18 protein-coding genes are annotated in these 19,478 nt (G+C 65.4%); 1 reads left to right on the forward strand and 17 read right to left on the reverse strand.

The features are described 5' to 3' along the window. Window positions 1–307 precede the first annotated feature (307 nt). The 6 genes from CAG31_RS26335 to CAG31_RS26360 form a co-directional block, all read right to left on the reverse strand. Window positions 308–1,693: a VOC family protein gene (locus tag CAG31_RS26335; RefSeq protein WP_085586671.1), complete on the reverse strand. Its 1,386-nt coding sequence runs from the start codon at window positions 1,691–1,693 to the stop codon at window positions 308–310. An 88-nt stretch (window positions 1,694–1,781) separates the two neighbouring features. After that, window positions 1,782–3,002, reverse strand: a complete 1,221-nt coding sequence (gene glcF / locus CAG31_RS26340) for a glycolate oxidase subunit GlcF (protein WP_085586672.1) — start codon at window positions 3,000–3,002, stop codon at window positions 1,782–1,784. Between the two features lie 2 nt (window positions 3,003–3,004). Next, window positions 3,005–4,054, reverse strand: a complete 1,050-nt coding sequence (gene glcE, locus CAG31_RS26345; protein WP_085586673.1) for a glycolate oxidase subunit GlcE — start codon at window positions 4,052–4,054, stop codon at window positions 3,005–3,007. After that, window positions 4,054–5,553, reverse strand: a complete 1,500-nt coding sequence (gene glcD / locus CAG31_RS26350) for a glycolate oxidase subunit GlcD (RefSeq protein ID WP_085586674.1) — start codon at window positions 5,551–5,553, stop codon at window positions 4,054–4,056. The genes glcE and glcD overlap by 1 nt, the downstream gene beginning before the upstream one ends. Further along, the gene (locus CAG31_RS26355; protein WP_085586675.1) at window positions 5,550–6,476 is read right to left on the reverse strand and encodes an alpha/beta fold hydrolase; all 927 of its coding nucleotides are present in this window, start codon (window positions 6,474–6,476) and stop codon (window positions 5,550–5,552) included. Before CAG31_RS26355 ends, glcD begins: the two co-directional genes overlap by 4 nt. Window positions 6,477–6,498: 22 nt before the next feature. After that, window positions 6,499–7,953 (reverse strand): NAD(P)/FAD-dependent oxidoreductase, encoded by a 1,455-nt coding sequence (locus tag CAG31_RS26360; protein WP_085586676.1) that lies wholly within the window; start codon window positions 7,951–7,953, stop codon window positions 6,499–6,501. A gap of 177 nt (window positions 7,954–8,130) precedes the next feature. Here CAG31_RS26360 and CAG31_RS26365 point away from each other — a divergent pair, with 177 nt between their 5' ends. Further along, window positions 8,131–9,213 carry a diguanylate cyclase gene (locus tag CAG31_RS26365; protein WP_085586677.1) on the forward strand — a complete coding sequence of 361 codons (1,083 nt, stop codon included), beginning with the start codon at window positions 8,131–8,133 and terminating at the stop codon, window positions 9,211–9,213. A 102-nt stretch (window positions 9,214–9,315) separates the two neighbouring features. Here CAG31_RS26365 and CAG31_RS28535 read toward each other — a convergent pair whose 3' ends face one another. From CAG31_RS28535 to CAG31_RS26415, 11 genes are all read right to left on the reverse strand, one after another. Beyond that, window positions 9,316–9,492 carry a hypothetical protein gene (locus tag CAG31_RS28535; protein ID WP_170930082.1) on the reverse strand — a complete coding sequence of 59 codons (177 nt, stop codon included), beginning with the start codon at window positions 9,490–9,492 and terminating at the stop codon, window positions 9,316–9,318. Next, window positions 9,489–10,169 carry a transposase gene (locus tag CAG31_RS26370; RefSeq protein ID WP_085586678.1) on the reverse strand — a complete coding sequence of 227 codons (681 nt, stop codon included), beginning with the start codon at window positions 10,167–10,169 and terminating at the stop codon, window positions 9,489–9,491. The genes CAG31_RS28535 and CAG31_RS26370 overlap by 4 nt, the downstream gene beginning before the upstream one ends. Continuing rightward, window positions 10,166–10,939, reverse strand: a complete 774-nt coding sequence (locus CAG31_RS26375) for a hypothetical protein (RefSeq protein WP_085586679.1) — start codon at window positions 10,937–10,939, stop codon at window positions 10,166–10,168. The genes CAG31_RS26370 and CAG31_RS26375 overlap by 4 nt, the downstream gene beginning before the upstream one ends. Before the next feature lie 187 nt (window positions 10,940–11,126). Further along, a complete protein-coding gene (locus tag CAG31_RS26380; RefSeq protein ID WP_085586680.1) occupies window positions 11,127–11,996 on the reverse strand; it encodes an oxaloacetate decarboxylase in 870 nt (289 codons plus the stop codon). A gap of 158 nt (window positions 11,997–12,154) precedes the next feature. Continuing rightward, window positions 12,155–13,189, reverse strand: a complete 1,035-nt coding sequence (astA, locus tag CAG31_RS26385) for an arginine N-succinyltransferase (protein ID WP_085586681.1) — start codon at window positions 13,187–13,189, stop codon at window positions 12,155–12,157. Window positions 13,190–13,238: 49 nt separating this feature from the next. Further along, window positions 13,239–14,255 carry an arginine N-succinyltransferase gene (locus tag CAG31_RS26390; RefSeq protein ID WP_085586682.1) on the reverse strand — a complete coding sequence of 339 codons (1,017 nt, stop codon included), beginning with the start codon at window positions 14,253–14,255 and terminating at the stop codon, window positions 13,239–13,241. Window positions 14,256–14,373: 118 nt separating this feature from the next. Beyond that, window positions 14,374–15,723, reverse strand: coding sequence for an APC family permease (locus CAG31_RS26395; RefSeq protein WP_085586683.1), 1,350 nt, complete (start codon window positions 15,721–15,723; stop codon window positions 14,374–14,376). A 79-nt stretch (window positions 15,724–15,802) separates the two neighbouring features. After that, window positions 15,803–16,555 carry an N-formylglutamate amidohydrolase gene (locus CAG31_RS26400; RefSeq protein ID WP_085586684.1) on the reverse strand — a complete coding sequence of 251 codons (753 nt, stop codon included), beginning with the start codon at window positions 16,553–16,555 and terminating at the stop codon, window positions 15,803–15,805. After that, window positions 16,539–17,870 (reverse strand): glutamine synthetase family protein, encoded by a 1,332-nt coding sequence (locus tag CAG31_RS26405; RefSeq protein WP_085586685.1) that lies wholly within the window; start codon window positions 17,868–17,870, stop codon window positions 16,539–16,541. The genes CAG31_RS26400 and CAG31_RS26405 overlap by 17 nt, the downstream gene beginning before the upstream one ends. After that, window positions 17,867–18,511 carry an isochorismatase family cysteine hydrolase gene (locus CAG31_RS26410; RefSeq protein WP_085586686.1) on the reverse strand — a complete coding sequence of 215 codons (645 nt, stop codon included), beginning with the start codon at window positions 18,509–18,511 and terminating at the stop codon, window positions 17,867–17,869. The genes CAG31_RS26405 and CAG31_RS26410 overlap by 4 nt, the downstream gene beginning before the upstream one ends. A 2-nt stretch (window positions 18,512–18,513) precedes the next feature. After that, entirely contained in the window at window positions 18,514–19,368 is an 855-nt protein-coding gene (locus CAG31_RS26415) for a MurR/RpiR family transcriptional regulator (RefSeq protein ID WP_085586687.1), read from the reverse strand. Between the last annotated feature and the right edge of the window lie 110 nt (window positions 19,369–19,478).

Here is a 19,478-nt window from a genome sequence, read left to right on the forward strand (position 1 = left end):
GGAGGTGCTCCTTGCGGATTGAGTTAGGGTGCCCGGGAGGCGGAATCGCCCGGTGGGTGCCTGACTGTTATCAAGGAGCGTGCCAGAAATGAAAAACCCATATAAATCAGTGTTTTATATGGGTTTCTCTAGATGGTGTCCGATCAGGCCGGCGAAATCCTTGGGAAAGTGCGCAAGAAGTTGCGCAGTGCTGCGCAACTTCTTGCGCACTCGGCTGGAGGCCGCGTCGCTTAAGGCTTCCAGCGTGCCGTGTCAGACGTTTTGCGGAATGATTGCGCAACTTCTTGCGCAGCATGGCCACCTGACCTCAGAGACGTTTCAGACCCAGTGCCTCAGCGCACGCCTCCAGTGAACGCCGCTGGGTGTCGGCATACAGCGCCAGTTCATCGATGGTCGTGCGGCCCAGCGCCTGCTCGAAGGCCTGACGGTTCGAGTGTTCGCCGTAATGCGCCTGCGCCGCATCCCCCAGGTTCGACTGAAAGATCCCCGCCGCGCTCACCGGCAGGAAATCTTCGTACACCAGCGGCTCCGCTTTCACATGGCCGTCGCGCAGCAGTTGGGCCAGCGAAGCCTCGCCGGGACGCTCCGCCAAGCCCTGTTCGGTGGCGAAATAGCGGAAGTAGGCCAGTTCCTGTTCCCGCATGCCGTCGAGGCTGTCAGGAAATTCGCTGAAATGCTGGGTCATCAGCGCGTTGTAGCGTGCGGCATTGCCCTCGTTGGGGAAGTCGCCGAGCTCGTCCCGGGCGGCGTTCAGCAAGCGATCGTACAGGGCGCGGCCCTTGGGCGTCAGTGCGGCGCCGCGTTGCTCGATCTCGCCGAAGCGGGCGCTGTGGCTGCCATGGGTTTGCGCTTGGTCGGTGAAGGCGACCGGTTCGTCGAGGGCCTTGAAGCTGGTCTGGCGCAGCAGGATCGGGCACTGCCGGCGCGGCGGGCCTTCGACCACGGCTTTGGGGGTGATGCCGTGCAACGGCATCTGCGCCTGCACGATGTCGATGTCCAGGGTGCGCGGGGTCAGGTGGTTGATGTGCGGGCCTTTGAAGGCGACGACGTCGGCGATCAGGCGGTGCTGGGCACTGAGGGTCTGGTACTGCGCGGCGGTGACGGTGGCGCTGTGGTGCCAGCGAAAGGTCTCCAGCGCTTGCAGGACAAATGCCTCGGCCTCGGCTTCGGTGAGGCCGCCGGCGGTTTCCGCCTGTTCGATCAGGCGCAGGGCGGCCGGGGTGAAGATCGAGCGCCGATCCAGCACGGACTGGGCGAACGCCCGCAGTTCAGGATCCTCGATCAGTTCCAGGCGCAGCAGCGAGGTGAATACCCGGAACGGACTGACCTGCAACGCCGCCTCGTGCACCGCGCGAAACGCCGTGGAATGAACCGGCACCCCCGCCGGCGTCAGGTCGTAGTAGCCCACCGGCTGCATGCCCATCACCTGGAACAGGCGGGCGAGGGTGGCCAGTTCCGTGGCGGTGCCGACGCGGATCGCGCCGTGGCGCTCCATGTCCAGCCGCTGGATTTCGCCGGTGTCGGCCAGTTGCCGGGCAATGTGCGGATCCCGGGCGAGCACGTCGCGGTTGGTCTGTTCCACCAGTTCCATCAACGCGCCGTACAGCGGCACTTCTTCGCGGTACATGTCGGACATCGCCTTGGAGAAGCGTTGACGGATCAGGTCGGGGCTGACGAAAGGCTGCACGGTCATGAAAAAAATTCCTGGCACGGTCACGTAAAGGATGGAGGAAAAGATCGCAGCCTTCTCCTGCGCGGGCAAACGAAGAATCCTACGGACTTCATTCTGCCAACGACTGATCCACCAGTTCGATCCAGTGCTTCACCGGCGTGCGTCCGGCGCCGGACAGATGGCTCTGGCAGCCGACATTGGCGGTGACGATCAGATCCGGGCGGCCGCTTTCCAGGGCGTTGAGGCGGTTGTCGCGCAGTTGCCGGGCGAGCGTCGGTTGGGTCAGCGAATAGGTGCCGGCCGAGCCGCAGCACAGGTGGCCGTCCGGTACCGCCGTGAGGTTGAAGCCCAGACGGGTCAGCAAGGCTTCCACGGCGCCGCCCAGTTTCAGCGCATGTTGCAGGGTGCAGGGGCAATGCACGGCGATGCGGCGTTGGCCGGCGCTGCACATCTGTTCTAGGGGCTCTTGCGCCAGGACCTGCACCAGATCCAGCGACCGTTCGCTGACCTGCCGGGCCTTGTCCGCGTAGGCCGGGTCGTGCGCCAGCAGATGCCCGTAATCCTTGATGAACGCGCCGCAGCCGCTGGCAGTCTGGACGATGGCCTCGGCGCCGCTCTCCAGGTGCGGCCACCAGGCGTCGATGTTGCGGCGGGCACGCTCCAGCCCCTTGGCCTGGGCATCGAGGTGGTAGTCGAGGGCGCCGCAGCAGCCGGCTTCGCTGACCGGGGTGACGCTGATGCCGAGCCGGTCGAGCACCCGGGCCGTCGCGTCGTTGGTGTTGGGCGACAACCCGGGCTGCACGCAACCTTCCAACAGCAGCACCCGACGCGGGTGGCGCGGGATCGGGCGCGTGCCGTTCGCCGAGGAAGGCGCCGGCAGCTTGTCCTCCAGAGGACGCGGCAGCAGCGGACGAAACGTGGCGCCGATCCTCAGCAAACCCTTGAACACGCCCGGATTGGGCGCCAGGGCCCGCAGGCTTTCGCGCAGCAGGCGCTGGCCCGGCGGGCGCGGCACGGCGCGGTCGACCATGGCCCGGCCGATGTCCAGCAGGTTGTGGTAGTCGACCCCGGATGGGCAGGTGGTCTCGCAGTTGCGGCACGACAGGCAGCGGTCCAGGTGCAGTTGGGTCTGCGCGGTCGGCGGTGCGCCTTCGAGCACTTGCTTGATCAGGTAGATGCGCCCGCGCGGGCCGTCCAGTTCGTCGCCGAGCAATTGATAGGTCGGGCAGGTGGCGTTGCAGAAGCCGCAGTGCACGCAGGTGCGCAGGATCTTTTCCGCTTCGGCTGCCCGGGGCAGTTGCCGGGCCTGTTCGCTGAGGATGGTCTGCATGGTTAGAGCTCCGCGTACATCCGGCCGGGGTTGAACAGCCCTTGCGGGTCGAGTTGCGCCTTGAGCTGGCGGTGGTAGCGCATCAGCGCCGGGGCCAGCGGCTGAAACGGCGTGTCGCTGGCGCCATGGCTGAAGCAGGTGGCGTGGCCGCCGAGCTCATGGGCGATGCGCTGAACGTCGGTCGCATCGGACTTCAGCCAGCGCTGAGCGCCGGCCCAGTCGACCAGTTGCGCACCAGGCAGCGCCAGCGCTCCGGTGGTAGGGGGCAGCGAAAGGCGCCACAGCGGCGGGCCTTCGTCGAAAAAGCTGAGGCGCTGTTCGTTCAGGTCCGACCAGAAGGCCGAATCCAGCGGATCGCCGCCCAGCCGTTGATGGGCGGCGGACACCGAACCTTCACCGCCTTCAAGGCGCAGGTACAGCGCCACTCCGTCATGGCAGGCGCCGCTGATCGGCAGCGCTTGCCGGCCCCAGTCGACGAGGTTGGCCAAGGCCCGCGTGCAATCGATCTCCAGACGCAGGCTCAGGCACTGCCGGGGTGTGGGCAGCACCTTCAGCGAGACTTCGGTCAGCACGCCGAGGCAGCCGTGGCTGCCCGCCAGCAAACGGGAAAGGTCGTAACCGGCGACGTTCTTCATCACTTCGCCGCCGAAGCGCAGGTGCTGACCGAGGCCGGTGATGATCCGGGTGCCGAGGACGAAGTCGCGCACCGAGCCGGCCCAAGGGCGCCGCGGCCCCGACAGCCCCGTGGCGATCATGCCGCCGACCGTGGCGCAATCGCTGAAGGACGGCGGCTCGCAGGGCAGCATCTGCCCGGCGGCGTCGAGTGTCGCCAGCAGCTCATTCAGCGGCGTTCCGGCCCGCACGCTGACCACCAGTTCCGACTGTTCGTAGCGCACGATGCCCCGGTGGGCGCGGGTGTCGAGCACCTCGCCGGCCACTTCGCGTCCGAGAAACGCCTTGCTGTTGCCGCCCTGGATCTTCAGCGGCGTGGCGTCGGCCCTGGCCCGGTTGACTTGATCCAGCAGCGCGTCGGCCGCATCCCGATCAGTCATCAGAAACGCTCCAGGTCGGGAAACGGCAGTTGCCCGGCATGGATGTGCATCGCGCCGAATTCCGCGCAGCGGTGCAGGGTGGGGATGTTCTTGCCGGGGTTGAGCAGGCCGCGGGGGTCGAACGCCACTTTGACGGCATGGAACGCGCTCAGTTCGTCGCTGTTGAACTGCGCGCACATCTGGTTGATTTTCTCGCGGCCGACCCCGTGCTCGCCGGTGATGCTGCCGCCGACCTGCACGCACAGTTCCAGGATCTTTGCGCCGAGGGCTTCGGCGCGCTCAAGCTCACCGGGCCGGTTGGCGTCGAACAGGATCAGCGGGTGCATGTTGCCGTCGCCGGCGTGGAACACGTTGGCCACCCGCAGGCCGTACTCCGCGCCGAGCCGGGCGATGCCGTGCAGCACGCCGGGCAGTTCGCGGCGGGGGATGGTGCCGTCCATGCAGTAGTAGTCCGGCGACAGGCGCCCGACGGCCGGGAAGGCGTTCTTGCGTCCGGCCCAGAACTTCACCCGTTCGGCTTCGTCCCGCGCCTGGCGCACCTCGGTGGCGCCGGCCCGTTGCATTACCTCGCGCACCCGTTGGCAGTCGTCGTGCACATCGGCTTCGACGCCGTCCAGTTCGCACAGCAGGATCGCCTCGGCCTCCACCGGGTAGCCGGCGTGGATGAAGTCTTCGGCGGCGCGCAGGGCGAGGTTGTCCATCATTTCCAGCCCGCCGGGGATGATCCCGGCGGCGATGATGTCGGCGACCGCACGGCCGGCCTTTTCCACCGAGTCGAAGCTGGCCAGCAGCACCTTGGCCACCGGCGGTTTGGGCAGCAGCTTGACGGTGACTTCGGTGATGATCCCCAGCAGGCCTTCGGAGCCGGTGAACAGCGCCAAAAGATCCAGGCCGGCGGAATCGAGCGCGTCGCTGCCCAGGGTCAGGCGTTCGCCCTCGACCGTGAGCACTTCCAGCTTGAGCAGGTTGTGCACGGTCAGGCCGTACTTGAGGCAGTGCACGCCGCCGGCGTTTTCCGCGACGTTGCCGCCGATGGAACAGGCGATCTGCGAGGACGGATCCGGCGCGTAGTACAGGCCGTACGGCGCGGCGGCCTGGGAGATCGCCAGGTTGCGCACGCCGGGCTGAACCCGCGCGGTGCGTGCGTCCGGGTCGAGGTGCAGGATCCGGTCGAAGCGCGCCATCACCAGCAGCACGCCCCGGTCGAGCGGCAGCGCGCCGCCGGACAGTCCGGTGCCGGCCCCGCGCGCCACCACCGGCACCCGCCGCTGGTGGCACAGTTTGAGCAACGCCTGCACCTGCTCCAGCCGACGGGGCAGGGCGACCAGCATCGGCGTGGTGCGGTAGGCGGAGAGGCCGTCGCACTCGTAGGGCTTGAGCTCTTCTTCGCGCCACAGCAGATCCAGGTCCGGCAGGGCCTGCCGCAAGGCCTTGAGCAGTTCGCCCTTGTCGACATCGGGCAGGGGGCCGTCGAGACGCTCGTCGTAGAGGATGTTCATCGCAGGGTGCCCAGGAACTCCCGGTACAGCCGCGCCGTGTTCGCCGGCTGTTCGACCATCGGCATGTGCCCGACGCCGTCCCACACGTCGACCCGCAGGTTGGCGATGCCCTTGCTCCACACCGGCACGCTGCTGACGTCGATCAGCCGGTCCTTGCGGCCCCAGAGCAGCAGCGCCGGGCATTTGATGTCGGGCAGTTTCGGCTCCATGGGCGGGCTGGCGCGGAAGTCGCGGAAGATCTCTTCCAGTTCGTCGCGCTGGTTCTCGTAGCGCTGGGCGATGGCGTCCAGCACCAGCCCCGGCACCCAGGGCGGCGACGCCATGGTCATGGCGTAGAAGCGTCGGAACTCCTCGCGGGAGTTGATCAGGAACGGGTTGTGGCCCCGGGCCAGGTGCCGCTCCATGTCGCTGGCCTCCGGCGCGGTGACGCCGGCGGGGTCGACCAGCGCCACCGAGGCGATGCGCTCGGGGTAGGTCGCCGCCAGCCACGCGGCGATGTAGCCGCCCATCGAGTTGCCGATCACGTGCACTTTCTCCACGCCGCAGGCGTCCAGCAGCTGGATCATCCGCTTGGCCTGCACCGGGATGTCGTAGCCGCCGCCGGCCTTGAAGCCGGTTTCGCCGTGGCCCGCAATGTCCGGGACGATCACCCGGTACTGGCTGACGAAATGCCGGGCGAAGCGCAGCCACAGGTTCTTGTCGGCGCTGAAGCCGTGCAGCATCAGGATCGCGCTGGACGCCTCGTAGGGCCCGCCTTGCCAGGTCGATACGCTCATTTCGGCGATGGGCACCTCAATCTTGTGCAAGCGGTACAGCTTGGCCTCGGCGGCCGTGCTCAGGTCGTAGAGCCAATGGCCGACCGCCGGGTAGCTCAACCAGCTCCAGGCCACGAAAACCGCGAGAGCGACAAAGAGCACAAGCATCGGACGTCTTCCTTATACGTGTTCAGGACAGAATGTGGTCGGCCGGCTTCAGCGACCGCGTCAGGCGGTGGTAGCTGAAGCTGAACCCCGGAAACATCGCGATCACATGACCGCTCCTGCTTTGGTACCAGCTGTGGCAGCCGCCGGTTTTCCAGACCGTGCGCTCCATTTCCCGGTGGATCATCTGAGTGTAGGTACGTTCTGCCTCGGGGCGGACTTCGATGCTGCGCAGGCCCCGGGCCTTGAGGGTGCGGATGCAGTCGAGGATGTAGTTCATCTGCGATTCGATGATGAACAGCGCCGAGGTGTGGCCGATCCCGGTGTTGGGGCCGGTGACGATGAACAGGTTGGGGAAGTCCGGCAGGCTGGTGCCCAGGTAGGCGCGCGGGTACTGCGCCCAGACGTCGCGCAGCCGGACGCCGTTCTTGCCGCTGACCGGGTAGGAAATCACCCCGTCGGTGGCGTCGTAGCCGGTGGACCAGACGATCAGGTCCACGTCGATGTGCTGGCCGTCGGTGGTGACGATGCCGGTTTCGTCGAGGGCGGCGATGCCCTGTTCGCGGCTGTGCAGGGTCACGTTCGCGCGGGTCAGCGCGGGGTAGTAGGTGCTGGAGAGCAGCACCCGTTTGCAGCCGATGGTGAAGTCCGGGGTGAGGCGCTGGCGCAGGTCCGGATCGGCCACCTGGCGCTTGAGGAAATTCAGGGCCTGGCGCTGCACCAGGTGGATCGCCGGCTTGGAGTACTTGAAGGCGATCACCCGGGTTTCGAACTGCCAGTAGATCAACCAGCGCAGTAGCTTGTAGGCCGGTTTGAGGCCCAGCAGCCAACGCTGGAAGCGGCCGAAGGTGCGGTCGGCCCGCGGCAGCACCCAGTGCGGCGTGCGCTGGAACACATGCAGTTGCGCCACCTCCGGGGCAATCGCCGGAATCACCTGCGCCGCGCTGGCGCCGCTGCCGACGATCGCTACCCGTTTGCCCCGGTAGTCGTAGGCGTGATCCCAGTTGTTCGTGTGAAAGCTCTTGCCCCGGAAGCGTTCCGCGCCCGGAAAGTGCGGGATGACCGGCTGGCTCAGCGGCCCGGTGGCATTGATCAGGAACTGTGCGTGGAACGTTCCTTTGGCGACGGTGTGCACGGCCCAGCGCTTTTGCGCGTCGTCCCATTCGATGCGCTCGACGTTCGCGCCCAGCTCCACCCGCTCGCGCAGGCCGAACCGCTGCGCCACGTGTTCGGTGTAGCGGTGCAGTTCGGCTTGCCCCGCGAACATCTGCGTCCAGGGGTAGGGCGCGAACGACAGCGAATACAGCGGCGACGGCACGTCCACCGCCGCGCCGGGGTAGGTGTTCTGGCACCAGGTGCCGCCGAAGAAGTCCCGCCGTTCCAGCAAGCGAAAATCGTCGATGCCGGCCTTGAGCAGATTCACCGCGGCGCACTGGCCGCCAAAACCGCTGCCGATGATCAACACTTGATAGGTCTGCATGCGCCTCCTTCTTATAGTCGTTTTTCCGTTTTCCTCCTTTCATGTATAGCCAATCATTTGCCCGGTGTCGGGCCCGGGCAGTGCGATAGGTGGCCCGCTGGCCGGTGATGGCTAATTGAGGGTGCCCTGTTAGACTCTCAGCACATCCGTCTTCCGATGCGCGCAGTAGAGGCCCCTATGGAAAAAGCGGGAGGTCAGGGAAGAAAAGGACTGTCGTTGGCCAGGAGGCTGCATACGTCGCGAACCCTCGGGCTGGCGCTGGGGCTCCTGTGTGTGGGGGCGGCGATGCATCCGCTCGGTCCGCCGCCCTGGGTCTGGGCGCTGATGCTGTTCAACGGGTTGTTGTGGCCGCACCTGGCCTTTCAATGGGCCCGCCGGGCCCGCGTGCCTTACCATGCCGAACACCGCAACCTGCTGATCGACGCGTTTCTCGGCGGCTTCTGGGTCGCCGCCATGCAGTTCAACCCTTTGCCCAGCGCCACCACCGTCTCGATGATGGCGATGAACAACGTCGCCATCGGCGGGCTGCGCTTTCTGCTGGCGGGACTGGCGGCGCAACTGTTGGGGATCGGCGTCGGGCTGGTGGTGTTCGCGCCGGCGTTCGTGCCGCCGACCACGCCGCTGCAACTGTATGCGTGCCTGCCGCTGCTGATGCTGTATCCGCTGGCTTTGGGCTGGATCTGCTTTCGCCAGGCCTACACCCTGGGCCTGCACAAGCGCGAGCTGCTGGCCCTGAGCCGTACCGACAGCCTGACCGGGCTGCTCAACCACGGCGCCTGGAAAGACCGGTTGCAGATCGAGTTCCAACGCTGCAAGAGCCTGCAGAAGGGGGCGGCGATCGCCCTGATCGACATCGATCACTTCAAGGCCATCAACGACACCTACGGCCACGGGGCCGGCGACATCGTGCTGCGCCAACTGAGCAAGACCCTCAGGCAGAACCTGCGCAACGCCGATGTGGGCGGGCGCTACGGCGGCGACGAATTCTGCGTGATTCTGCCGGACATGCCGCTGTTCAACGCCGCCCAGGCCATGGAGACCTTGCGCGAGCGCTTTTCCTTTCTGGCGTATGAGCAGAACCCGGCGTTGAAAGTCAGCCTGAGCATCGGGCTGGCGGCGTTCGACCCGTCCCACGCCGAGGCCACCCAATGGCTCGACGACGCCGACCGGGCGCTCTACGAGGCCAAGAGCGGCGGGCGCAACCGGGTGATGTGCTACAGCGACGGCAAGCACCGGCGCGAAGTGCTCGGTTCGGTCTGAAGGGGCGGGCAAGCGGCTGCCGCCGCCTTGGGGAGTGTTGAAGAACAGCGAGACGGCAGTCCTTGCGGACTGCCGTCGGGCGAAGGGCGGCTTGCGCTGGCCTTACTTTTGTTGAGGCAAGTTCCAGAACTGCTTGATTTCGTGGATGTTGCCCACGTTGTAGCGCGGCATGAAGCTGGCGCACGGGGATTGGGCTGCGGTCTTGACCGGCGTGTTGATCAGCTCGGTGCCGGCGCGCAGCAGTGGTGTTTGGGTCCAGTTTTCGAGTGGCGTGTTCATACAGATTTCCTTTCTTGTTGAGCGGACGCAGAGTGCAGTCCGCGTTGGAGCAAGGACAGCAGGTTCTCAAAGACCGCTGTTTCCTGCGTGGCGATGCCGGGGTAGGTCGGCACCAGGTTCTCGTCGAAGCACCAGGCTTCTTCGGTTTTTGTCGTCTGCCGAGGATGAATGATCAGGCTCAGCGAGGCGGACATCGTTTCGGGTGGAAGCTGGCGGTGAATGTCATACAGCGGCGACATGTGCAGAACATGGCCGGGTGCAAGTTTCACGCTGCGCTCGTCCCCCAATGAGGGTTTTACGCCGGCTTTCAATGGCGTGCGGTCAAGGATTGCGCGCAATGTCGTTGTATAGCCGTCACCGCTGTAGCCGATCGCATACATTTCAAAGTCATGCGAATGGTAAAGGTCATAAATGAATGTCTGTTTTTCATCCGTTGATATGACCGGTGACCAGAATCCGAGGCGCAGCGTATATAAGTCGTTGTAGTGCAATACAAACGCATAAGGGCTGTAAAGGGTGTTGCGCGTGCTGAAACCGTTTTGCTGAATGGTGTTGTAGAGATGCTCGCTCAAGAGTGTCCGGTTTGTCGCAAGTTGTTTGAGGTCTTCGATGATGCTCGACTTGTCGACACTGGGGTCGTAATTCGCCATACGCTCGATGAACGTCTGCAGTTTCATGCGGCTTCGCTCCGTCGTTCGAGCAATTGGTCGAGACGTGGGTTGTTCAGTTTCCTCAATAGCGGCACATATCGCCGGGCTGTGTCTTGAGCGTGCTGATCGATGATCTGAAACGCTTTCCACGCAACGGCCGGGTGGTAGTGGTGGATCAGCTCTTCGGCCACCCTGACGGCCTCCGGATCCTGTGCCGCCTCAAGCAGTTCGAGGCTGACCAGGTAGCGCGCGGCGCTGTCGTCGTGGGGGAACCAGGCGACCTTGCGTAGCGAGGACCGGTCAAACACGCTGATGTCGGCGCTGCGAACGGGCAGGTTGATGCTGCCGACCAGCACGGGCGTAGGGCCCTCGGACGGGACGCACTCATACAGGGTATGTCGGCCGTCGATGAGCAATGGATCGCGATCCGTGACGGTCACGCGCCTGGCGAGACTCAGCCGGTCGCCTTCGATGCCGTACAGCTGGACAGAGAAAGGCTCAGAGTGGACGGGAAAGAGGATGCTGTGTCCCGGCACTGAATAAAGAACGGTCGAACTGGTGCTGCTCAGGGTTCTGACGCTGATGTTCGCGTCATCGGTGCAGTGCAATGTCAGCGTTTGGGTGTACGGATTGACGTTGTCGAGAATGGTTGCCCGCTGCTGTTGTTTGGCAGAGGTCTTGATGTTGCTGTAGAGATGGTTGGAAAGTTCTTGGATTTCTATTGTCAGGTTTAGGTTCTTTATTGCTTCGGCTAATTCTGCAGGGGCCGAATTGTAGTGTTTGAGCAGGTTGATCATGGTGGCGTTTTTAGGTTTGTTTATATGTCGTCATTCTCTTGTTGAGGTGTTGTTTGTGCAATGTTTGGGTTGTTATCGGATGTTTGGAGTTGTTGTCTTTTATGTAAGCCCAAGGCTGCATTGACCCTGCCCGGCGACATTGCGTCGACCGGTCGGATCAAACAGTGCGTTTCAAATCTTGAAGAAGTTACTCCTTGACGCTCATGTATTCCTTCGCCCAGAGGATGTAGTCCTCAGGCTGCGTATAGGTGTGCGTCAGTTCGGTGGCGCTCAGGTCCGAGGCCTGGGTGAAGATCTGCCGCTGTTCGCGCAGGCTGTCGTAGGTCGCCTTGATGGCCGCGAAGTAGGCGCCGTGGCCGTCGATGGCTACGCGCACGCCCAGTTCGGCCAGGCGTTTGTCGTCGCGCAGCGCCGGGTTGCCGTAGGTGACCAGCATCAGCGGCACGCTCAGGTGCTCGGCGATCTGTTCCAGTTGGTCGAAGTCCTGCACGCCGACCATGCAGATGCCGTCGGCACCGGCGGCCTGGTATTGCTTGGTGCGGCTGATGATTTCCTGGTTGGGCAGGATGCCGGCGTTGGTGCGGGCGATGATGGCCATTTCCGAGTCGACCCGGGCCTCCAGGGCCGCGCGGATCTTGCCGACGCCTTCGGCGACCGAGATCAGGTCGGTGGACTTGCGGCCGAACTGGGCCGGCAGCAGGGTGTCTTCGATGGTCAGGGCGGCGACGCCGGCGCGCTCCAGCTCGACGATGGTGCGCATCACGTTGAGGGCATTGCCGTAGCCGTGGTCGGCGTCGGCGATCACCGGCAACTGGGCGACGCGGCCGATGCGGGTGGCCTGTTCGGTGAATTCGCTCAGGGTGATCAGGGCGAAGTCCGGCGCGCCCAGCACCTGCAGGGACGCCACCGAGCCGCCGAGGATCCCCACTTCGAAGCCCAGGTCGGCCGCGATGCGGGCGGACATCGGGTCGAACACGGAAGCGGTGTGGTAGCAGGCGCCTGAGGCCAGCAGCTGACGGAAGTTACGGCGCAAATCTTGATGGGAAAGCCTGGACATACTGATTCCACCAATACAAGGGAATGGAAAGGCTTGAGCAAAGGTGTCAACGCCGAAGAATCAAGAGGCTATCACGCGAATGGGTCAAGGATCATGACGAATTTGCAAGGCGGGAGAAAGCGCACCGCAGCGGGAGCAAGCGCCCTCGCCGCTAAGGGTCAGGCTGCGGCGGCCTGCTGTTGTTGGTTGGGCAGCAGCACCGCCCGCACCGAGTCGCCCGGCTGCAATTGCAGGCGCTTGGCAGTGAGGCGGTCGACCACCAGGCTGCCGCCGACCCGGCGGGCCTGGGCGGCGGTGATGCGGCAGTTCTCCAGACGGCGGTTGTGGATCAGCCACTGGGGCGCCTGGTCGTCCGGCGTGCCGAGGGCCAGGGTCAGCTCCAGGCTTTCGCGCACCGTGCGGATGCTGTGGACGGGGGCTTCGATCACCGGACCGCCGTCGAAGATGTCGATGTAGCCTTTGTGGATGAAGCCCTCGGCCTGAAGGATCTTCAGCGCCGGCTCCGTGGTGGGGTGCGGCTGGCCGATGACCGCCTGGGCCTGCTCGGTGAGCATGCAGGTGTACAGCGGCTGGCGCGGCATCAGTTCGGCGATGAAGGACTTGTTGCCCAGCCCCGACAGGTGATCGGCGTGGCTGAAGTCCATCTGGAAAAAGTGCCGTCCCAGGCTGTCCCAGAATGGTGAGCAACCCATCTCGTCGGCGCTGCCGCGCAGTTCGGCGATCATCTTTTCGCCGAACAGGTGCGGAAACTCGGCGACGAACAGCAACCGCCCCAGCGACAGCAGGCGGCCGTTGCTGCCGTGGCGCTGGTCATGGCCCAAGAACAGCGAGCACAGTTCCGATTGGCCGGTCAGTTCATTATTGAGGAACAGCGTCGGGATCTGACGCTGGATGCCCAGGTCCGGTGCCGAACTGACGGTCAGCCCCACCCTGTAGTTGTACCAAGGCTCGCGCAGGCCGATGGCGCCCGTCAGGGCGCTGACGCCGACCACGCGCTGTTCGTCGTCCTCGAGCACGAACAGGTAATCCGCGTCGGCCCGCTCGACCTGCCCGCAGAAGGCGCGCCGGGCCCAGCGCACCCGGTGGGCCAGACGGTCTTCATTGGCCGGCAGGGTGGTGAACCCCGGACCGGCCTGGCGCACCAGCGCCATCAAGGCCGGCAGGTCGCTGACGTGAACCGGGCGGACAATCATGCTGCAACTCCTTCTGCGCGCCTGCTGGGACGCTGGTTCGGGGCAAGGTTCACAGTGCGGTCACCCGCACGCTGTCGCCATCGGTGACGCCCAGTGCCGCACACAACTGCGGGGTGAGGGCCAGCGGCTGTCCCGGTCGGTCGTCCAGTTCGGCCACCACCGCGCGGAATCCCTTCAGGGCGTCGTTGCAGACCAGGCAATGGCCCCGGGCGTCGATCTGCGCCTGACGCCGCACCGTGACGGCCCGGCTCTGGCCGATCGAGCGAATGTTCGCGGTGCGGGCGTACAGGGTGGGGCCGGCGTCGAACAGGTCGATGTAGCTGTTGGTCTCGAAGCCTTCGCGCTCAAGGATGTCGAACGCTTCCTGGCCGTCGGGGTGCACCCGGCCGATGCAGTCTTGCGCGGCCTGGGGCAGCATCGGCACGTAGATCGGGTACTGCGGCATCAGTTCGGCCAGGAACGTGCGGTTCTGCAGGCCGCACAGGCGTTCGGCCTCGGCGTAGGGCAGGTCGAAGAAGTGCTTGCCCAGGGCGTCCCAGAAGGGCGAACGCTGCTGGTCGTCGCTGTAGCCGACGATTTCGGTGATCACCGCGTCGGCGAAGCGCCGGCCGTGGATGGCGATGAACAGCAGCCGTGCCCGCGACAGCAGTTCGGAGTGGGGCGAGCGCACCAGCGCGGCGTCGATGTGAAAGCCGCGCAGCAGGGTGTGGCTGTTCAGGTCCTGGCACAACGACAGCGCCGGCACGCCGTGCTCGATGTTCAGTTCCCGCGAGGCGCTGGTGAAGTGGCGGTTGCGCAGGCTGTAGAACGGGCCGTCGCAGCCGGCGGTGGCGACGATTTCCGAGCAGCCGACCAGCCGGCCCTGTTCCTGGTCTTCCAGCACGAAGAAATAGTTCTCCGAGCCTTGGGCCTGCGTCTCGCTGTCGAACGAGGCGCAGGAGCTGGCGATCCTTTCGCGCAGGCGGTCGCTGTCGTCCGGCAAGGAGGTGACGCCCACGAGGCTGTCGCGGGCCAGCTGTTGCAGGTGGGGCAGGTCGGTTGGCTCGACTGGGCGTAAGACCAGCATGGATGCACTCCTGTATCGAACGGTTCGGCGTCATCGCCGAACCTGACTATCACTGTCGGTTTCCACGCGTTAAATCGGCGGTCGCCTGATTCTTTGTCAGACGCCGCTCTTTTTCTTGTCAGCCATTGCTCGGGTCAGGCAGGGCGGTGCCGGCGCCGAGGCGGTTCAGGAAAAACAGGTACACCAGGCCCAGCGCGATCCAGATCAGGCCGAGTTTCTGCGCATCGACGCCCATGTTGTACATGATGGCCGCGACGATCCCGAAGCCGATCACCGGGCAGATCAGGTGACGCACCACCTGCCCGGACTTCTGCCGGCGCCAGTAGTGGTTGATGACGGTCAGGTGCAGCAGCATGAAGCCGCTCAAGGCGCCGAAGTTGACCAGCGACGTCAGCGTGTCCACCGAATCGATGAACAGGTAGCAGATCACCAGCGACAGCACGGCCACCAGGTAAATGCTCAGGTAGGGCGTGTTGTGGGTCGGATGGACCTTGGCCAGCACCTTCGGCAGCTTGCCGTCGCGGGCCATGCCGAACAGCAGGCGCGACACCGCTGCCTGCGAGGTGATGGCGACCGCCACGCCCCAGGCCAGTGCGGTGGCGACGCCGGTCAGGGTCGCCAGCCAGCTGTCGGCGGCGATTTCGGCGATCTCGTAGAACGCGGTGTCGGCGGACTTGAAGCCCATGCCGGCGGCCAGGTCGGTGGCGATCCAGGTCTGCACGACGAAGATCGCGCCCATCACCACCAGGGTGATCAGCGCGGCCTTGCCGACGCTGCGGCCCGGGTCGCCCTTGATCTCTTCGGCCAGGGTGGAGATCGCATCGAAGCCCAGGAACGACAGCACCGCGATCGACACCGCCTGCATCAGCAGGGCGAAGTTGAACGTCTGCGGGTGGTACAGCGGCGCCAGGGTCAGTTGGCCGTTGCCGGCGCCGTTGTGCAGGGCGTTCCAGGCATAGAACAGGAAGATGCCCAGCACCGCCAGCTGCGCCAGCAGGAACAGGATGTTCATGCGTGCGGTGAAGGTGATGCCGCGCAGGTTGACGAAGGTCGCGCTGACCAGGAACGCCAGGATGAATCCGACCTTGGGAACCTCAGGGTAGAGATGGTTCAGGGCCATGGCCGCGTAGACGTACAGCAGCGGCGGGATCAGCAGGTAGTCGAGCAGCATCAGCCAGCCGGCGAGGAACCCCACGTGCGGGTTAAGGCCCCGCTGCGCGTAGGAATACACCGAACCTGCAACCGGAAAGGCCCGGGCCATGCTGCCGTAGCTCAGCGCGGTGAACACCATCGCCACCATGCCGATGATGTAGGCCAGCGGCACCATCCCCGGCGCTTCGGCGTTGACGTAGCCGTACACGCCGAACGGGGCGATGGGGATCATGAAGATCATCCCGTACACCACCAGGTCGGTCAGCGTCAGGCTACGTTTCAACTCCTGCTTGTAGCCGAACTGTTCTATTTCCATGAAGCTCAACTCCTTGTCAGCCAATCGTTCGATTTTTAGTTGTTATGTCGGTCCATCGTTTACGGCAACAGCAAAAAGACTACAGCAGAGGGGCCAGATAACCGGCCCAGCGCGCCACCGCGTCGGGGCTGCGCAGCAGGTCGTTGCGCACCTCGATCAGCACTGACTCCAGGCCCCGGGCGTCGCCGTGCACCGGCACGGTCATGTCGCCCAGCGGGTCGACCCGGTAGGGCTGGTTGCCCGCCACCTTCAGCGGGTGCTGGCCCAGGCCATCGAGCAGACGGTGGGCGTAGGCCTTGGCCTGGCCGAACAGCACGCCCGCCTCCAGCTCGCGGGGCTGGCCGTAGTACACCGGGGTGAAACTGTGGATTCCCACCACCCGCACCGGACGGCCGGCGGCCAGGCGGGTGTCGATCAATTGCTGCAACCGCGAATGAAAGGGCTTGAACAACGTCTGACGGCGGTATTCGCGGGTGGTTTCATCCAGGTCGCGGTTGCCCGGTACCTGATAGATCTCGCTCTGCGCCGGAATGCTGTCCGGCGCGTGCCGGGGCCGGTTGAGGTCGATCAAGAGCCGCGAATAGTTGGCGCTCAGCAGCGTCGCGCCCAATTGCTCCGACAGCCGCTCGGCCAGCGCCAGCGCGCCGATGTCCCAGGCGATGTGCTCGCAGGCGGCGGCCTCATCCAGGCCCAGGTCGTTCAGGGCCTCGGGGATGTAGCGGCTGGCGTGCTCGCACACCAGGATCAGCGGGTGCCTCGAGTCTTCGCGGCTCAGGTTGTAGACCGGTCGGGTATACAACCCAAGCTCGGCAGGTTCAGTACAGGCGTGCATAGTGCTCACACAGGTCAGCGGGCGAGAGCTGTTCCGTCAGCGCCAGTTCCTCGGTCTTAAGGGCGAAATACGTATCGAGCAGCGGCGCCGGCAGGGCCAGCGCCAGCGCTTGACTGTTGCGCAGGCAATCCAGTGCCTGGGCCAGTGAGCCGGGCAGGGCGACGATGCCCCGCTCCTTGCGTTGTTCGTCGTTGAGTGAATCGGGAATTTCGTCGGTGACCGCGTTCAGCGCCAACTTGCGCTCGATGCCCAAGCGCCCGGCGATCAGCAGGGCGGCCATCGCCAGATGCGGCGAGGCGGTGGCGTCCATGGCGCGGAACTCCAGGTTGAATTGCTTGGCCACAGGCTTGTCGCCCAGCGTCACCGTCGGGCAGATCCGCAGCGCCGCTTCGCGGTTGCGCTGGCCGAGGCAGGCGTAGGACGCGCTCCAGTGGTGCGGCTGCAGGCGCTCGTAGGAGACCGGCGTCGGCGCGGTCAACGCGCACAGCGCCGGCAGGTAATGCAGCACGCCTGCCGCCCAGTGCTGGCCGAGGGTCGACAGGCCGTTGCTGGTGCCGGCGTCGTAGAGCACCGGCCGGCCTTCGAGGTCGAGCAGGCTGAGGTGCAGGTGCACGCCGTTGCACACGGCGTCGGCGGCGGTCTTGGGCGCGAAGCTGACGTCCAGCCCCATCTGCCGGGCGATCTCGCGGGTGATCTCGCGCACGTTCACTGCGCGGTCCGCCGCCGCCACGCCCAGGGCCGGGCGGCAGGTGATCTCGTACTGGTGCTTGCCGTATTCGGGCAGGAACATCTCCGGCTCGACCTGCCCGGCGCGCAGCGCACTGAGCAGCCAGCCGCCGAATTCGGCGCCCTGGCGCTGGGATTCGAGGGAGAAGGCCAGGTGTTCGGCAAAGCCTGCGTGCAGGTTGAATTCGTGCTCGAACGCGGCATTGATCTGCAGGCCGAGCCCGTCGCGGTAGCGTTCGACCTCATCGCGCAGCAGGGTGCGCGGACAAGCACCCCATGCTTGGCCGTCGGTTTCGCGGATGTCGCAGTGGATGAAGTCCAGCGCCGGGGCCGCCGCGTCCGGGCCGTTGCCGACGGTGACGCGGCTGGTCAGGTCAGGAATCAGCCGCAGGTCGCCGTAGGCGCCCCAGGGGTTGGTGCTGGCGATGATGTCCTGCGGGGTCAGCGCGCTGTTGGCCGGCACCCAGCCGCAACCGGCGGCGCGGTAATGTTCCAGCTCATCGGTGGGGAAGGAGCGTCCCCGGGTGATGCCGGTCAGGTCGGTGGTGACCAGGGTGGTCATCGGCAGTGGCGACAGGCGTTCGCTCATGGCTGCATCTCCCGCAGGCGGCCCAGCACGGTCTGGGTGTCGGTGATCCAGCAGTAGCCCTTGATCGCGTTCAGGCAGGCCTCGTGCCGCTCGGCGGAGTAGGTGGCGCAGGCGTCTTCCACCAGGGTCACCAGGTAGCCGCGGTCGGCGGCGTCGCGCACGGCCATGTCGACGCACTGGTCGGTGACGATGCCGGCGACGATCAGGTGGCGGGTCTCGAGGTTGCGCAGCACATAGTCGATGTTGGTCGAGTTGAAGACCCCGGACGAGGTCTTGGGCAGCACGATTTCGTTTTCCGAAGGCGTCAGTTCAGCGATGACCCGGGCCTGGGCGCTGCCCTTGGGCAGGTGCATGTCCGACAGTTTGTGGTCCAGCGATCGGTCGCGGCCGTCGGCGGTCAGGCTTTCGATGATCGTGTGCAGCACGTTCTGCCGCGCCCGGCGAAAGGCGTTGAGCAGCATCTGCTGGTTGGGCACCACCTGCGCGCGGGTACGGTTGAGGAAGTACGCGGCGTCCGGGCCTTCGAGGTGCGGGTCGAACTGCGGTTCGAGCCAGGCCCGCTGCATGTCCACCAACAGCAGTGCGGTGTGGCCCGTGACGAACGGCAGAGCCCGTGGCGAGCGGTGGGGAAGGCTGAACATCCTTATTTATCCTCCAGCAGGTGGGTGTCGAAGTCGTTGCGCATGGCGTCGATGCCCTCCAGGCGTTCGGCCAGGTTCGGGCAGCGCGGGGTCAGGCTGGCGATCAGCGCTTCGACCTGCGCCAGCGCCGGCACCATGGTGTCGAACGGCGAGGCGGACTCGACCGGGGCGCTGATGATCATGTCGGCCAGTTCCCGCAGCGGCGAGGCGTAGATGTCGGTGAACAGCACCACCCGGGCGTTGTTGTGCTTGGCCGCGCTGGCCACGCGCAGGGCCTGGGTCTGGTAGCGGCGGTAGTCGAACACCAGCACCACGTCCTGGCGTTGCAGGTCGAACAGCCGGTCCGGCAGTTGGGCGTTGTCTTCCAGCGCGAAGCAGCCGGGGCGCAGCAGGCGCAGGTGATTGAGCAGGTAGTTGGCCATCAGGCTGCTGAAGCGTCCGCCGAAGCAGTGCACCTGATGGCGCGTATCGAGCAGCCAGTCCGCCAGGATCCGCACGTCTTCGGGTTGGGTCAGGGCCTGGGTCTCGACCAGCAGCCCGTGGCTGTGGGTCAGGTAGTGGCTCCAGGGGTCGTCGCTCTTGTGCTGCGAACGCGGCTGCAGCAGGGTGCGCGGCGAGCGCAGGCGATGATCCATGTCGCTGAGGAGCGCGTCCTGGAAGTCGGCGTAGCCGCCGAAACCGAGCTTTTTCACCAACCGCACGATGGTCGGGTCGCTGACGCCGGCGTGTTCGGCCAGGCGTGCCATCGGCCCCAGGCCATTGCGCGGGTACTGATCCAGCAGCGCACGCACGACTTTGCGCTCCGAGGGCGTCAGGTCGAGGCCGGGATCGGTGATCAGGTCTCTGAGAGGGGGCATCCGGGCTCCTGCTGGATGGGGGTGTAGAATTTGTTTCACAATCCGTTAAAACAGTATTTATGTAACTCACGTTACATGTCTAGTGAATTTTCAGCGTATGTCTGCAAGCA

The organism is Pseudomonas sp. R25(2017) (genome assembly GCF_002112565.1).
GTDB classification, from domain to species: Bacteria; Pseudomonadota; Gammaproteobacteria; order Pseudomonadales; family Pseudomonadaceae; genus Aquipseudomonas; species Aquipseudomonas ekonensis.

What these genes read in the sequence shown, in the direction of transcription:
- CAG31_RS26360 (WP_085586676.1), bottom strand. Translation starts at nt 7,953, where the DNA reads ATGCAGACCTATCAAGTGTTGATCATCGGCAGCGGTTTTGGCGGCCAG.
- CAG31_RS26335 (WP_085586671.1), bottom strand. Translation starts at nt 1,693, where the DNA reads ATGACCGTGCAGCCTTTCGTCAGCCCCGACCTGATCCGTCAACGCTTC.
- glcE (WP_085586673.1), bottom strand. Translation starts at nt 4,054, where the DNA reads ATGACTGATCGGGATGCGGCCGACGCGCTGCTGGATCAAGTCAACCGG.
- CAG31_RS26405 (WP_085586685.1), bottom strand. Translation starts at nt 17,870, where the DNA reads ATGAGCGAACGCCTGTCGCCACTGCCGATGACCACCCTGGTCACCACC.
- glcF (WP_085586672.1), bottom strand. Translation starts at nt 3,002, where the DNA reads ATGCAGACCATCCTCAGCGAACAGGCCCGGCAACTGCCCCGGGCAGCC.
- CAG31_RS26390 (WP_085586682.1), bottom strand. Translation starts at nt 14,255, where the DNA reads ATGCTGGTCTTACGCCCAGTCGAGCCAACCGACCTGCCCCACCTGCAA.
- CAG31_RS26355 (WP_085586675.1), bottom strand. Translation starts at nt 6,476, where the DNA reads ATGCTTGTGCTCTTTGTCGCTCTCGCGGTTTTCGTGGCCTGGAGCTGG.
- CAG31_RS26395 (WP_085586683.1), bottom strand. Translation starts at nt 15,723, where the DNA reads ATGGAAATAGAACAGTTCGGCTACAAGCAGGAGTTGAAACGTAGCCTG.
- CAG31_RS26410 (WP_085586686.1), bottom strand. Translation starts at nt 18,511, where the DNA reads ATGTTCAGCCTTCCCCACCGCTCGCCACGGGCTCTGCCGTTCGTCACG.
- CAG31_RS26415 (WP_085586687.1), bottom strand. Translation starts at nt 19,368, where the DNA reads ATGCCCCCTCTCAGAGACCTGATCACCGATCCCGGCCTCGACCTGACG.
- CAG31_RS26370 (WP_085586678.1), bottom strand. Translation starts at nt 10,169, where the DNA reads ATGAAACTGCAGACGTTCATCGAGCGTATGGCGAATTACGACCCCAGT.
- CAG31_RS28535 (WP_170930082.1), bottom strand. Translation starts at nt 9,492, where the DNA reads ATGAACACGCCACTCGAAAACTGGACCCAAACACCACTGCTGCGCGCC.
- CAG31_RS26365 (WP_085586677.1), top strand. Translation starts at nt 8,131, where the DNA reads ATGGAAAAAGCGGGAGGTCAGGGAAGAAAAGGACTGTCGTTGGCCAGG.
- CAG31_RS26375 (WP_085586679.1), bottom strand. Translation starts at nt 10,939, where the DNA reads ATGATCAACCTGCTCAAACACTACAATTCGGCCCCTGCAGAATTAGCC.
- CAG31_RS26380 (WP_085586680.1), bottom strand. Translation starts at nt 11,996, where the DNA reads ATGTCCAGGCTTTCCCATCAAGATTTGCGCCGTAACTTCCGTCAGCTG.
- CAG31_RS26400 (WP_085586684.1), bottom strand. Translation starts at nt 16,555, where the DNA reads ATGCACGCCTGTACTGAACCTGCCGAGCTTGGGTTGTATACCCGACCG.
- astA (WP_085586681.1), bottom strand. Translation starts at nt 13,189, where the DNA reads ATGATTGTCCGCCCGGTTCACGTCAGCGACCTGCCGGCCTTGATGGCG.
- glcD (WP_085586674.1), bottom strand. Translation starts at nt 5,553, where the DNA reads ATGAACATCCTCTACGACGAGCGTCTCGACGGCCCCCTGCCCGATGTC.